Source organism: Bacillus sp. LNXM65 (genome assembly GCF_002998575.1).
Classification (GTDB): Bacteria; Bacillota; Bacilli; order Bacillales; family Bacillaceae; genus Bacillus.
Map to the genome: position 1 here is coordinate 207,343 of NZ_PVRB01000006.1, position 16,292 is coordinate 223,634.

3 protein-coding genes are annotated in these 16,292 nt (G+C 44.6%); all 3 read right to left on the minus strand.

The genetic code is table 11. The annotated features are described in order from the left end of the window. Positions 1-13: 13 nt before the first annotated feature. From C6Y03_RS13525 to C6Y03_RS13535, 3 genes are read right to left on the minus strand one after another with little or no spacing between them, the layout of a single operon-like run. Complete coding sequence (locus C6Y03_RS13525) at positions 14-4,519, minus strand: type I polyketide synthase (RefSeq protein WP_106039475.1); 4,506 nt, start codon at positions 4,517-4,519, stop codon at positions 14-16. After that, positions 4,512-7,181 carry a non-ribosomal peptide synthetase gene (locus tag C6Y03_RS13530; protein ID WP_106039476.1) on the minus strand — a complete coding sequence of 890 codons (2,670 nt, stop codon included), beginning with the start codon at positions 7,179-7,181 and terminating at the stop codon, positions 4,512-4,514. Before C6Y03_RS13530 ends, C6Y03_RS13525 begins: the two co-directional genes overlap by 8 nt. Positions 7,182-7,201: 20 nt before the next feature. Beyond that, positions 7,202-16,291 carry a hybrid non-ribosomal peptide synthetase/type I polyketide synthase gene (locus C6Y03_RS13535; protein ID WP_106039477.1) on the minus strand — a complete coding sequence of 3,030 codons (9,090 nt, stop codon included), beginning with the start codon at positions 16,289-16,291 and terminating at the stop codon, positions 7,202-7,204. Position 16,292: the final 1 nt, after the last annotated feature.

The following is a 16,292-nucleotide window of genomic DNA, read 5'->3' on the forward strand; positions in this document are numbered from 1 at the left end:
GCATTTCTCCCATCTATTTTCGTTTTAATCTCTGTTTACGGCGGTTTTTCCCATCTGCCATCGCCTGTTTACGGAGATTAGATGATTCAGTGACAGCTTGCTTTTCTTCCTTTACCCCATGTATCTTCTTCAGTTCTGCAGCCAATGACGCGATCGTCGGGTGGCTATACATCATGACTACCGGAACCTCTATGCCATAAATTGATTTGATATGACCGCTCATCTGCAGCAAATCAAGGGATGTCGCACCCATTTCAAAGAAGTTCTCATTCACATCCGGTTCATGATGAAAAAAGGAGCTGAGTACATCACTCAATGATGCTTCTAGACGATCATCTATGACCTTCGATATTTGTTGAGACGGCTCTTCTTCCTGCTGCATAGGTGTTAATCGATGTTTCATTCTCTCACCCATGTCTCGAACAGAAACAAGAATTTGCGGATAATCTAGACGCAGCACTTCCTGAAAGGCCTTTATCCCTTGTTCTGGCAAAATTCCCGCCTGCTCCTCAAGTGCCATCATGTCATTGACTTTGGCCGCTAATGCTGAGTCGTGTGCCATACCGACTTTTTCCCACCGATCCCAGTTTAAAGAAATCACTGGCTTTCCTTCCTGCCTCTTCGCATGAGCAAAGCTGTCCATAAAAGCATTGGAAGCCGCATAAGCCACTTGTCCAGCCGCTCCAAGAAAGGACACTAGGGATGAACAAAGTAAAAAGAAGTCGAGCGTTTCATCCTTGAGTGCTTCATCCAGCACATAGGTCCCGTTGATTTTTGCCTGACACATGCGAATTTCATCGTCTGCTGTTCTTGCTTGGATGATCTTCCCATCTGCCTCTCCTGCCGCATGAATGACACCATGTAAATCACCAAATGACGTATGAGCCAGCTGGACCGCTTTCTGCACAGCATCTTGATCTGACACATCACCGTGTACAACTTGTACATCAGCTCCTAACTCTTCAAGAGTCATCAGCTTTTTCACGGTCTCAGCTTCTTTCCCATCTGCATCACGCAGCTCATGCCATGCAGAGCGTTTACGTATTTGTAATCGGCTCATGAACACAAGTTTCGCTTGATACGTTTCTGCTAAATGTTTAGCTAATGTGAAGCCAATGCCCCCCATACCGCCGGTCATGAGGTAAACGCCATGAGTCCTGAAAGGCTGCTTAGACGATTCCTCTTTGTTTAAAGGGGTGCTTGAAGCCTTTCGAACCCACCTGCTGTTCACGCGATACGCCACGACCGCATCTTGATCGTGCATTGCAACCTCGTATGAAAGAAATAGCGGCCAGTCCGCCTTTGTTTCCTGACATAAATCAATGTGCTGACACGCAATATGCTGATATTCTTGAGGAATGGTCAGAGCCAGCCCAGTACATGTTGCTTGAAGAGGATTGACCTTCTCCATCCCGATTACATCATGCGCTTGGTTTGTCACAAGATGAAGACGGATGGCTGTGTTATGATACTGGCTGATCAGCCTGACGAGATCGAGCACAGATAAGTAGTTTGGCTGATCATCGGTATCTTCTGTTAGTTCATCATGCATCCAGATGATCTCTTCCGGTATAAATTCAGATTGCTGCAGTTCAGCCATCACCCACTCTAAATGTGACAGCATATGAACGTCAGCCTTCATCAACTGGTCATTTTCTTTGATCGTATGATCACTTTGACATACGCTGACAACCTCTGCATGCCGTTCTTTCAAATAAGCGCCAATATGACCATTTTTCTCAAAAACCAAGATACGCTTCCCTTGATGATGCTGCTCTTTTAGTACAGGTGCAGAGCGCTCCCATACCGGGATGTAAAACCAGTCTTGAAAATCAGCTGAGAGTTTCTCCCCCTTTTCTGATGGCGCTAAAGCGGTCATCAGCTGATCCGCTTTAAACTGCGGAGAGGGGAATATTTGATGCTCGAATGGATATGTTGGCAGTGACACTCGATATGGGGCCTTTTCTTTTCTGACAGTGCTCCAGTTCGGTTCCACTCCGAAACTCCACAGCTTCCCTATAGCCTTTTTCATATATTCATCATCAGCAGCTTGTTCTTTTGGATGTCTCACCAATGAAACAGCCGCTGCTTTGTTCACATCATAGTCATCATGTCGTCTCACAAATTGAGTTAACGTATGACCTGGCCCCACTTCAATGAAAACCACTTCTCCAAGTCCAAGTAACGTCTCTACTCCTTGACTAAATAAAACAGGCTGCCTGATATGAGATGCCCAGTAATCAGGTGATGCGGCTTGTTCATTTGTTAACCAGCTCCCTGTCACATTCGAAAGGATCGGAACCTCGCCCTGCTGATAGGTGATCTCCGAGAGAACGTTCTTAAACTGTTCGGACGCTTCAGCCATCATACTCGTATGAAAGGCGTGAGAGGTTTTCAGCTTTTGGACAGAAGCTCCTCTTTTTTCAGCTTGTTCGAGATAAATCTGTAACCGTTCTGAAGAACCGGAAACAACGGATAATTGTGAGCTATTCACTGCAGAAAGCTCGACACCTTCTGGAAGATCATGTTCAATCTCATCGGCAGGGAGTGACACACCGGCCATTTCACCTGGAGGCATTTTTTGCATCAAACTGCCTCTTTTTAAAACGATCCGGATGGCATCTTCAAGGTTGATCATACCGGCCACGCAGGCAGCTGTGATTTCTCCAATACTATGACCAATGAAATAATGCGGACGTATGCCTAGTCCCATCAGCTTCGATGCGAGCGCATACTCAAAACTAAACAAGATGATTTGTGTATATGATGTTTGCTGCATAAGTTGTTCTGCTTCTATGAACTCTTCTTCGGTTGTTGGATATAACACGTTCTCGATCTCAACACCTGATAACGATAAAATGATGGCAAAACATTTCTGAAGCGTTTCTTTAAATACAGGGTCTTTCTCATATAAATCCTTGCCCATATTCACATACTGAGCACCTTGACCAGAAAACATCCAAACGATCGCAGGCTGTTGAAAGGCCTTTTGCGGCTGGCCGGCTGACTGGAATGTGCGGCCCGGACCTGCAAGAAAAGCTTGTCGATAAGGAAAATGCTTTCGTCCCTCTTGCAGGGTAAATGCAGCATCGGATAGTGTGACATGCTTATGTTCTTTTAAATAAGAGGTCATTTGTTCAGCAGACTTTTGAACCGCCTGCTTCGATCTTGCCGAAATCACCATTAGTTCATGATCTCTTTCTACTGACGGTTTGTCGGCGGCGGGTGCCTCTTCCATGATCAGATGTACATTCGTTCCGCCGACTCCAAATGAACTGACACCGGCACGCAGCGGCTGCTCTGATTTCGTCCATGGTACGGGTGTTGTATTTACATAAAATGGGCTTGATTCAAAATCAATTTTCGGATTCGGTTTTTTATAATGAAGGCTAGGCGGCAGCATCTGATGGTACAGACTAAGCGTTGTCTTGATAAAACCTGCAATCCCTGCGGCTGAGTCAAGATGACCAATATTGGTTTTCACAGACCCAATCGCACAAAACTGTTTTTTATCCGTTTGAAAAGCTTGCTTTAGTGACTCAATTTCAACTGGATCTCCAAGAGTTGTACCTGTGCCATGTGCTTCAATATAAGATATACTCTCAGCTTCTACACGACTGATGTTGAGTGCCTTTTTAATGACTTCGCTTTGTCCTTCTATACTTGGTGCTGTGTAGCCAACCTTCCGCCCGCCGTCATTGTTATAGGCTGAACCTTTAATCACGCCATAGATATGGTCCTTATCCTTTAGTACCTGCTTTAATGATTTGAGCACAACAACTCCACAGCCCTCGCCGCCAACGGTTCCTTCTGCCTGTTCATCAAAAGCCCGGCAGTGCCCATCTGGCGACATGATCATGCCCTCTTGATACATGTATCCTTTTTTGTGAGGGGTCGTAATGGTGACGCCGCCTGCGAGTGCCATTTTACATTCTCCAGTAATCAGGGCGCGCGCCGCCATATGAATGGCAGTCAAAGAGGAAGAACAAGCTGTATCAACAGCTACGCTCGGTCCCTTCAAATTCAATTTGTAGGATACCTTTGTGTTCATGAAATCTTTATCTGTTAATTGAACAGCCGCAAATTGTTCAGATGAGTGATTCGTTCTCATCAGCATGGAAGCAGCTTGCCAATATAAATTAGCAGAAGCAGCTCCAAATAAACCAATCGGTTCCTGATAGGTTTCAGGGTTATAGCCTGCATCTTCAAGGGATTCCCATGCCACCTCATGAAACATGCGGATTTGCGGGTCCATTACTTCTGCTTCACGCTGTGAATAACCAAAGAAATCTGCATCAAAGTGATCATGCTGATCGACTGCTCCTTTAGCACGTACATATTGCTCATGGTCTAATGCTTTTTTCTCAACCCCTGCCTCCAGCAGCTCTTCCTTCGAAAAGAACGTAATGGACTCTCTTCCATTTGCAAGGTTGTCCCAAAAGTGATGAATATTCTTTGCTCCCGGAAAACGGCAGGCCATCCCAACCACTGCAACCTCTAATCCTGTGAACTTACTCATCTATCATCCCGCCTAACAGTTGAGCGGCACTTTCTAAGTCATCCGCTTCATTTTCTCCATCATTTTCGATCTGTTTCTCTTGCCCTGAGACTTTGTTTCTCAATTGAGCGGCTATTTGCGAAACAGTTGTATATTGGAACAGCTCCATCACTGTCAGCTCCTGCTGAAATTCCTCTTTCACTTTATTGGACAGCTCAACGATATTAAAAGAGTTCCCGCCTAAATCGAAAAACGGTTCATCTATACGAATCTGCGCAGCAGGGACTTGTAAAATAGATGCGAAAATGCGAACAAGCTTCTGCTCTGTTTCATTATGTGCTTGAATGGTCAACGGCTCTTGATTGGCTGCCGCCTGATCTTCTGGATTCGGCAGTGCTTGGATATCCAATTTCCCTGATAGATTCAAAGGAAATTGTTCTATTTGAATGACATGCCTCGGCACCATATAACCTGGTAACCTTTCACTTAAAGACTGACGAAGCGCACGCTGATCTATCGCTTGTTTTGCCATCATATATGCGCAAATGTATTGGTCCTGATCCTTCGTTTCCTTAGGAATGACAATGACATCTTGAATCAGCCCTTGCATATGCGGGTCATCAAGAATCGCTCTGCGAATCTCCTCGAGCTCAATTCGATACCCTCTGATTTTCACTTGGCCATCGTTTCTTTTAGCAAATTCTATCAACCCATCAAACCGCCATCTTGCAAGGTCTCCCGTACCGTATAACATCCCGCTGCTCAGCTCTGGTTTTTTGATAAATTTCTCCTTGCTCAGATCAGGGTGATTGATGTACCCACGACCTACACCATCGCCTGCTATATATAGTTCGCCAAAGACGCCAATCGGAACTGGCTCCCCTTGCGCGTCACATATGAAAATATGCTCATTCGGCATCGGCTGCCCAATAGGAATGACCTGCTCGTCCCAGTCATGGGGAATCAAAAAGGATGATGACTGAACCGTACATTCAGTCGGTCCATACGCATTAATCATGATTGGTTTTTCACCTGATATATGCTGTAAAAATTGATCCATCAGCTCTTTTGTGAACACCTCTCCGCCCACTAGCAGCATGTTCAAAGCAGGCAGGTCTTGTTTTGATTGCGCTGCTGCCTTGTTCATCAGCTTTAAGTGAGAAGGGGTCACATCTGACAGCTGAATGTGGTTTTCTTGGTAAAACGACCATAACGCATGCCCATCCATACGGACTTCATCTTTGGCAATATGCAGCGTATGCCCGAGGAGCAATGCCGGGAACAATGTTTGAACAGACGCATCAAAAATGTGTGAAGCCAGCATCCCTACTTGCAAAGGATCAGGGAGCAGATCAAAAAAGCGCGTTTTCATTCCATATACCAAATTAATGACATGACGATGTTCAATAACGACCCCTTTTGGATGCCCTGTCGTTCCTGATGTATACAGGACATACGCCATATCCGAAGGCGAAATAGACCAAGTCAGATTCTCTTTTATTGGCGATTCTTGAAGCATGTCTTGAATCACATGAACCTCGACATCCAATCCTTCATATCCTTCTGCATCCGAGACAATAGCTGCAGCACCGCTGTTTTTGAGCATATACCGAATTCTTTCGATCGGCAGATGGACATCAATCGGTAAATAAGCATAGCCAGCCTTTAAAATGCCAAGAATGGCAATGACCAGTTCAGCAGACCGATTCATTCTGAGTCCAACAGGAGTCTCACGTGTCATCTCACTTTGAGACAGTCTAAGTGCAATGCGATTCGATAAATCATCAACCTCTTCATATGTATAGGAGGTGGTGCCAAACACAACAGCCGTTCGTGCTGGATGCAATTGGACTTGTTCTTGAAATAACGACACAATATCACGATCCACTGGATAAGCGAGCGACTCTCCTTGAAACGAATCAAACAGCTGACTTTTCTCCATATCAGATAAAAATGAGTGTGTGCTCATCGCTTGTTCAGGCGTTTTGAGACATTGCTCTGTGAGTGTCATGAAATGTCTGGAGAACTGCTCCATCATTTGATCGTCATAAATGGAAGCATCCCAGTGAACTTCAGCATGAAGGTGATCTTGTTCTTTCTTCCAAACAATGAGCACATCTGCATGCAGCTGCTCTCGGTCAGCATGCCCATGCAATGTCTCAAACGCACATGCCAGATTGACACGCCTCTTGTCTTCTCCTACTGAATGCCAAAGCTCATCCATTAAAATATGAACAGGATAGTTTTGATGACGCACTGCCTCCTGAAACGATTGTTTCACTGCCTCTAGCCCTGCGCTAAAGCTCATATGAGGCTCAATCTCTGCCTTAAGCGGCAGCATATGATTAATGGCTGATTGATTGGCAGACTGTTCCATTGTAGGAACAGTCACCATCAACTCAGTTTTTCCGCTATAACGTTGAAGCAAGCCAAAAGCAGCTGTGGTCAGCACGATAAACAGGCGCAAATCAGAATCTCCACATAATTGCTTTAACGAATGGTTCATAGCCACAGGGAAGGACGAATGAAGCGATCGGTTCATTGCAGCAGAATGGGCTTGTGAAACCGTATGAGGGATCCGGCCATCCAGTTGTACACCTGATAAGACAGATGTCCAGTAGACTCTTTCTAACGCCCTTTCCTTCGCCGCTGCTTTCAGTTGAAAATCATCATGTTCAATCACTCTTCCATTCACCTCTTTACTTATATTTTTAAGTCATCTAATTCGAAAAGAGATACGTCGTCTAATTGCTTGAATGAAGAAGTCAGTTCGATCTCTTCTATTCTCATCGCATCTGCTGAAACAGCCCGCATGATGTCTTTCAGCAAGCCTGCAATCCGCTGAATGGTTTCCTCACTGAATAGCTCAGTATTATATTCAATCGTTGAAGAAAGACCGTCTTCCTGCTCATACGCAATCCAGAGTAAATCAAAGCGCGACGTTCCTGTCTCATACGGATAATCACTAAAGGTTAAACCGCCTACCTTCAGTTCTGGCTGATTCATATTTTGCAAAGCGAACACAGCATCAAACAATAGATTCCGGCTGACACTCCGGCTTAACTGGAGGTCTTGAACCATTTGTTCATATTGATATTCTTGATGTCCGAAATCGCCGATGACATGTGCCTTCACATCCTGAAGGAATTGCTGGTACGTCAGCTCTGCTTTAGGATATAAACGAAGTGGCAGCATATTGACAAAGATACCGATGACTTGCTGCAGCTCCTCTTGTTTTCTGCCTGCTACCGGAACCCCGACCGTGATATCTGATTGTCCGCTTAATTTATGAAGCAAAATCTGATACACACTTAACAGACCCATAAACAGAGTGGCGTCTTCTTTTAAAATCATTTGCTTAAACGCGTTCAGCTCCGCTTCTTCTATACGGAATGTATAATGTCCGCCGCGGAATTGTCTCACCTCTGGCCGATCGAAATCTGTTGGCAGATCAAGTAGCGGGGCACCCTCTAACCGGTTTTTCCAGTAATCACTCGATTCTTTCAGTGCTTCAGACGCAAGCATGTCATTTTGCCATTCTGAAAAATCTTTATATTGCAGAGCGAGAGGCTCAAGCGTCCTGCCGTCATATAACTGCATAAAGTCGTTGACCAAAATATCTTGAGAAAGACCGTCTGAGATAATGTGGTGCATGTCCAGCATGAGCACGAATTCCTCTTCTGCCAGCTTCATCACACCGACTCTCATCAATGGAGCCTCACTTAACGTAAAGGCAGTCAAAAATTGTTCAATCACTTGTTTTTGATCTTCCTCAGATCCTTGTGTCGATCCCTTTGTGAGGTCAAACAATGTGACTGCAAATGGTACCTCTTCTTCAATCTTTTGATAAGGGACGCCATTCTCTAGTACAAACGCTGTCCGCAAACTTTCGTGTCTCTTAATGAGCTGCTGAAATGCCCATTCCAACCTGCTGATATCGAGTTTTCCTTTGATTCGTCCCGCTTTAAACTCGTTGTATCCTGTGCTGTTTACATCCATTTGCTGCATGAGATACAACCGTTTTTGCGCAGACGACAGAGGATAATGCTCCTTCACTTCGGCTTTTTCAATCGCATGATAAGCAGCAGTATCTGCTTGGTCGATATATGCTGCCATTAATCGTATCGTAGGTATTTGGAAAAATTGTGGCAGTGTCAGCTCTACACTAAATGCACGATGAATGATGCCAATGAAGGTAATCGCCTTAAGAGAATCTCCACCCATTTCAAAGAAATGATCATCTATGCCAATTTCATCAATCTTAAAGAATGCTTGCCAATGTTGACTTAATTCCTTCTCCAGCTCTGTTTCAGGTGCCGCATAATTCGTTGAAAGCGCTGGCCGAGAATACAAGTTTCCATCTTGTACATGCTCTTCGCCGCTCTCTTCCTCACGGGATAAACGGTCTACATATCTGTGAATACGATCATGTAAAGATGTTGTCGAAATAACCATTTGTTCCACTTGATCCAGTGAAAGCAATCGTTCAAAGATCATTCTTCCTTCTTTTTCTGTAATTAACGTTTCGGTGACATCATCTCCGATTGGAAGATCGAGCTGCTTCCCCTGCTCGAATTCCCAGCCGTCAAAGCTAATGACAGACCACTGTGTTTCTGAACGCAGATTGCGTTCATACACGTACGCATCGATGAAATGATTCACAGCTGTATAGGCTGTAAAACCGAGTCCGCCCAAGATCGGTGACAAAGATGACAGGACAAAACAGAAATCAAGGGATCGATCACCTAAGGCGGCATCAAGATGAAGCACACCATTCATCTTCGCTTCAAAATGCGGCTCTGAAAATGTGACATCTGTTTGCTCCATCACCTGGAAAGATTGGTCGCCTGTCACTCCAGCTGCATAGATCACACCGTCGATCTGTCCATATGACGCATCCACTGTGTTGATCAATTGCTGGATATCTTCCTTGTGACGAACGTCTACTTTCTGAATGAGAACGTCTGCGCCTGTCTCTTCCAGTGCCATTACCTTTTGTATTTTTTTCTTTGTTGGATCCTGATCATCATGCGTAGACAGCCATTCTTGCCACTTGCTTCTATCAGGGAGTCCAGACCTGCTCGTTAAGATTAAGGTTCCCTTCGTTTGCTCAGCCAAAGTCTGGGCGATATTCAATCCAATAAACCCAAGTCCGCCAATTAAAATGTAGACACCATCTTTTTTAGCCAAATGAGCATGTCCTGTTTCGGGAACTGAACCTTTCGCATACTTTTTCACATATCGCTTATTTCGTCGATAGACCGTGAGAAGCTGTCCATACGCTCGATCTAGCTCATCGCTTATTTGCTTCAGCAATCGCTTTTCTTGAACCCCATTTTCCACCGGGCGATCAATATCAAGAATGCGGTAACGGAAGTTCGGTGTTTCTTGTGATATAACCATGGCAGGTCCTAGATGGATCGCTTTTTCAGGATAAAGTACAGGTTCACCGCCAACGGCATATGTCAATGAGGAAAGAACGGTAATCGATACCTTTTGGTCCAAAACATATTTTTTCAGTGCCTGGCCGATATAAAGCAAGGAGTAATAAGCATCTTGCTGCGTTTGCTTCACCCATTCTTCTTCCGTGTGAGATGAGTGTCGTTCTGAAAGCCCCCATAGATGACAAACTTTTGACACGTTGATTTCATCATCTGCCAGATTTGATATGAGCCTTTCGTAATCAGATGGCTCATGTGACCGAATGGTATAGCTTTTTTCGTCATGCTTCGTAAATTCATTTCCTTTACGAACCACTACGAACTCGTTCCGTTTCGTCAGGAGCTCAGCCGCAATCTTCTCTCCGAAAGCAGATGGCTCTGCAAACAAAAGCAAGGCTCCGGCAGACGAATCATCTGATGGCACGCAAGGTAAAAGACCCGCTTCCCAATGAGGGGTATAGAACCATTCATCCATTTGCTGCTTTCGTCCAGACTGCTTTGGTTTTTCGTGCTTTACACGATCTGCTGCATCATACCAATAGGAAGTTTGATCAAACGCATACGTTGGCAGTGGCATTTTCCGCGGCTGACGGTTTAGATGGAACCTGTTCCAATCAATGGATAATCCGTTTGTCCATAGACGTCCGATCTGCCCAAGTAAAAATTCTGTATCCGTCAAATCTTGTTTTGCATGTCTGAGCACATGACATACATGCTGATTCAGGCCGTTCAATGACCTGTTGACCATCACGCTTAAATCTTGTCCTGGTCCAATCTCAATTAATTGAATATTGTCCTCTTGTAAAATATTGGTGATGCCTTCAGCAAAGCGAACTGTATCGGTCATATGCCTTTTCCAATAAGACATATCTTTCGCACTCGTATTTGTCATCCAATCTCCTGACAAATTCGAAATAAATGGAATACGAAGTGTTTTGGCTTTCATATGCTTTAATTTTTCTCCGAATTGCTCCGCTGCCTCCTTCATGACATGTGAGTGGGCAGCAATGGTTCCACCTAACCGCATACACATCAATCTGTTGCTTTTCAGCTCTTGTTCAAATTCACTTATCGCCTCTTCTAGACCTGACACGATACATGAGGAATCATTGACAACCGCGAGAGAAATATCTTTTGGAAGCATCGGTTTTAGCTCTTCCTCAGGTAATGGAACACTCATCATGACGCCAGCTGGTGACGATTGCATCGCATTCGCACGATAGGCGACCATGGACATTGCGTCCTTTAAGCTGAATAGCCCTGATATAGCGGCCGCCGTTAATTCGCCAAAGCTATAGCCGATCATTGCATCAGGACGAATGCCCCATTCAATGAAGAGCATGGATAAGGCATATTCAATGGCAAAAATGGCCGGCTGTGCATATTGAGTACTTGCTAATTTTTCACGCGCCTTTTCTGTTTCAGCCGCTAATGGGTAAAGAATACGGGCAAGACTTCGCCCCGTTGCTTCTTCATATGCTTGAAAACAAGCATCCATTTGCTTCTTAAAGTAAGGCTCTTCCCGGTACAAATCTAATCCCATATTGAGATATTGATTGCCTTGTCCAGAAAACATAAAAATAATCTTTTGTTGCTCCACATGCGAATGCATGAGCTTTCCAATGCCCTTGCCTTGCTTTTCTGTTAATACTCGCAAAGCATCTTCTCTGCTTGCCGCAACAAATGCCTGACGGAAACCAAAGAACTGTCTTCCTGTTTGCAGAGTATAAGCTGCGTCTGCCAAATTGATAGAAGGCGTGTTTTCTATTTGGTTTACGAGTTTGTCTTTCATTCGTTCCAAGCTCCTTTTGCTCTTTGCTGAAAGAACAAGCAGCTCAGCAGAACGAGGCATTTGCTGACGATCTCTTTGTGGTGCTTCTTCTAATATGACATGTGCATTGGTTCCACCCATTCCAAATGAGCTCACCCCAGCCCGCCGCAAATGTGAAGCTGGCTGCTTCCAGTCAGTCAGCTCAGTGTTTACAAAGAAAGGGCTATGCTCAAATGCAATGTTTTCATTGGCTTTTTTGAAGTGAAGACTAGGTACAAATGTGTGATGCTGAAGCGAAAGCACAGCTTTGATCAAGCCAGCTGCTCCTGCCGCTGCATCCAAATGTCCAATATTGGTTTTGACAGACCCAATACGGCAAAATTGTTTTTTCTCTGTGTCGAAAGCCTTTGTGAGCGCCTCTATTTCAATCGGATCACCAAGTGATGTTCCAGTTCCATGTGTTTCTACATATTCAATCGTATCTGGTGAAACATCTGCTTGATGTAAGGCATCCTGAATGACACGTGTCTGTCCTTCAACGCTTGGAGCATTGAAACCAACCTTTTGATCACCATCATTGTTAATAGCAGAGCCCTTAATGACCGCATAAATATGGTCACCATCTTCTATGGCTTCACTCAGTGCTTTTAAAGCAACAAGACCAACACCATCTCCGCCAACCGTTCCATCTGCTTGATCATCAAAGGCGCGGCAATGGCCATCGCTTGATTTCACCATGTTCTGCTGATAAACGTAGCCTGATTTCACTGGGTGCAGGATCGACACACCTCCCGCAAGTGCTACATCTGAATCACCATTTGCAATGGATTGACAGGCCAAATGCAAAGCGACCAAAGAAGTCGAACAAGCGGTTTGCAGCGTGAGCGCCGGTCCTTTCAAATTCAATTTATGGGCAATTCTTGTACTCACGGTATACGTATCATTGAGTGAACCCACTTCAAACAGCTCTGACATGCTGCTATCAAGGGAAGCTGCAAAACGCTGAATCCATTGAAAGTTCGATGTGGACCCAGTAAACAACCCAACTTTACCCGTATAATCTTCTTGCACATACCCCGCATCTTCCAGCGCCTTATAGGCGTACTCATGCAGGAGGCGTATTTGAGGATCCATCATTTCTGCCTGACCTGGCGAATAGCCGAAGAAGGATGCATCAAATAAATCAGGTCCATCAATCACACCTTTTGCCCTCACATAATCGGGTCGTTCGAAGGTCTGACGGTCAATACCAGCTTCAAGCAGTTCTTCATCGGAAAAGAAGGAAATTGATTCTTCTCCATTCTTCAAGTTTCGCCAAAATGCCTCAACATTTTTCGCACCAGGGAATTTACCAGCCATTCCAATAATGGCAATCGGCTCATTGGCTTTTCTTGTCTTTTGTTTCACAGGCTGCGTGCCTGCCGCTACCTGCTCTGAATCGCCGCTTAAATATGCGGCAAGCTCTCTAATCGTTGGACGGCGGAACATTTCGACCATTGGAATGCTTTGTTTCAATTGCTTAGCGAGCTGTTGATTGACGTGGATTAAGTTGAGTGAATGCCCGCCAATGTCAAAGAATTTGTCATGAACACTTACCTCATCTAAGCCAAGGACTTTTTTCCAGATGTCTTGAATGACTTTCTCAGTATCAGAAAGATTGGCAGCGCCCGCCTGCTTATTCGTTAGCTGCGCCTGTTTCAAAGCAGGTAATGCCCGTTTATCTAGTTTGCCATTGGCAGTCAGCGGCATATCGTCCAATTGAACAAAGTGAGTTGGGATCATATAATCCGGCAGCTGATCAGCCAACGCTTGTTTCATTGCAGCTTGATCAAGTCTGGCTGTCGTGACAACATATGCGGCCAAACATGGTGTACCAGAAGCATCTGGCTTTACAACAACAGCTGCTGCTTTCATACCTGGCTGTTCATTCAGCCAAAATTCAATTTCACCTGTTTCAATACGATAGCCTCTCAGCTTCACTTGATCATCATTTCGACCTAAAAATTGAATGAGCCCATTAGGCAGAATGCGGGCTGCATCACCTGTTTTATAAATTTTTTCACCTGGCTGGAAAGGGTGATCGACAAACCTTTCTTCGGTGAGTTCCGGTCGATTCAAATACCCTTTTGCGACACCTTTCCCGCCAATATATAATTCACCGACGGTTCCTTCCGGCATGAGATTCATATGTCTGTCAAAAAGAAGAATATCTGTATGCTGTGCAGGCTTTCCAATCGGTACATACACGTCTTGATCAAAATCCTGGTCATATCGATGAATCATGCAGCCAACCACCGTTTCAGTTGGTCCATATTCATTCACAATTTCAATTGGCTGCGGGAAGGACTGCTGAATGGATTTCGCTAGAGATGTTTCCAGCTGTTCTCCGCCTAAAATGAAACATTTCATTTGGCTGTCTGGGAAAGACAAATGCTTAATAAACTGTAAATGAGATGGTGTCAGTTTCATCACATGTGCGCGATTATCTTTTATGATGTCTTCGACAAGCAGCTGCCGGTTTTCATGGTGGTAAATCATGATGGTATTTCCTGAAATGAGCGGCGTGAAAATAGAAGTAACCGTCAGGTCAAAGGACAGTGAAGTATACAAAGCAAAATGCCTTGTTTCTCCTCGAACATATACTTGCTTCGCCCAATCAATATAGTTGGCTAAGCCAAGATGATGAATGAGTACACCTTTAGGTCTTCCGGTCGTACCTGATGTATAAATGCAGTAGGCTGTTTGGTCTGAGGTGATGGCTTCTGCCAAGTTGTCTGATGGTCCGGTGTATAGATCCGGCTGTGTGATATCAATTTTTTCTCCATGATAAGCATAGGTGAGCCGTTTAATTGGATGAGTTAAGAGCCATTCTACTCCGCTGTCTTCTAATAGATATTCTATTCGTTCCTGCGGGTATTCAGGATCAATCGGTACGTATGCACCGCCAGCTTTTAAGATCGCTAAGCATGCTATCACCATTTCAATGGAATGCTCTGCTAAAATGCCGACACGCTGCTCCTGTTTGACTCCTTTGTTTTGTAAATAATGTGCGAGCTGGTTCACTCTCTTATTGAGTTGTTCATATGTAACCGTCGTATCGCCAAACTCAACTGCGGCTGCCGCTGGCGTTCGTTCCACTTGTGCTTCAAAAAGGTCAATCACCGTTGGTTCATTGCTAGATGTTGCCCCGCCATACTGCCGGAAGACCGCTAATTGCTTTTCTTTCTCTTCTTCTGATAGCAGCTGTAGCTGAGCAGCAGATTTGTGCGGATGAGCACAGGCATCAGACAGGAGATGAAGAAAATGCTGACACCACTTTTCGATTTGTTCAGCTGAAAAGCTGACGGGGTTATACACCAATGAAAAGTGCAGCTGATCATCAAACGCCTGGACACTAAGCGTGAGATCGAATTCTGTCTGCTCAGTCATCTCAAATCCACGAATACGAATAGGCTGATCGTTTTTCGTGAGCATTTGATCTAGTGGATAGTTTTCAATGACGACGATTGAATCAAATAACGATTGCTCTGCCGTCATTCCTGCATATTTCTTTAAATCAGATAGCGGTGTATGTTCATATTCATTTCTTACAGCTATCTCACGACTCACTTCCTGCATCTGTTCAAGAATCGGCCGCTCTTGTTCGAATGAGACCCGCAGCGGTAATGTGTTAATGAACAGCCCTGTCATCTTTTCAATATGAGGGACATCCGCATTTCTCCCTGATACTGTTGTCCCAAAGACAATATCATCTTGGTTGGCATACTTAGATAGCAAAACTCCCCACAGCGTATACATCACAGATGCGAGCGTCACGTCATATTGATTCGTGAATTTGCTCAGGCTCTCCGCAATGGAAGTATCCACTTGATGTTCATATTGATGAAAAACTTCTGAATTTTCATATGCGCCGCTTGACTTCGGAAGCAGTTCTGCATAACTCCAGCCATTGAAAACATTTTTCCAATAGGCGGCTTGTGCTTCTGTCTGTTGAAGGTTTTTTTGCTGCCATTTGACAAATGATTGGTAGGACGGTCTTTGTTCAAGAAGGGGTTTGTCCCCATTCGATAAGCGCTCATATGCACTCATCCAATCGCTTAATACAATCCCAAGGCTCCATCCGTCCAATAAAATGTGATGGAAGCTAATGAGAACCCAGCTGACTTCATCATTCACTTCACATAACGTCAGGCGAAATGGGACTTCCTGCAGATCAAAGCGTTCTTCTCGGTTCTGTGCCGTCACCTCCTCTTTCAGCACATGAAGAGGCTCCTTCGCTTGTGTCAAATCACGATATCGAATGTCTGGCTGGTGCTGCTTCAGCACAATTTGTACTGGTCTTGCGAGTTCCTGCCATCTGAACAATGTTCTAAGCATTTCATGCTGTTTGGTGACATTCGTCCATGATTGTTCAAAAATGTCTCGATCTATCGGTCCGTCTATTTCGATCAGCAGTTGTTCAAAATAAGCCGTTCCGTTCGGTTCCATTAAATGATGAAACAGCAGTCCCTCTTGGATCGTAGTGATACCTAACATATTTTCAATGTTCTGTTTATCCAGCTTCTGCGGCTGTAAAGCCATG

Coding starts and splice junctions, on each gene's coding strand:
- C6Y03_RS13525 (WP_106039475.1), bottom strand. CDS start 4,519: ATGAGTAAGTTCACAGGATTAGAGGTTGCAGTGGTTGGGATGGCCTGC.
- C6Y03_RS13535 (WP_106039477.1), bottom strand. CDS start 16,291: ATGGCTTTACAGCCGCAGAAGCTGGATAAACAGAACATTGAAAATATG.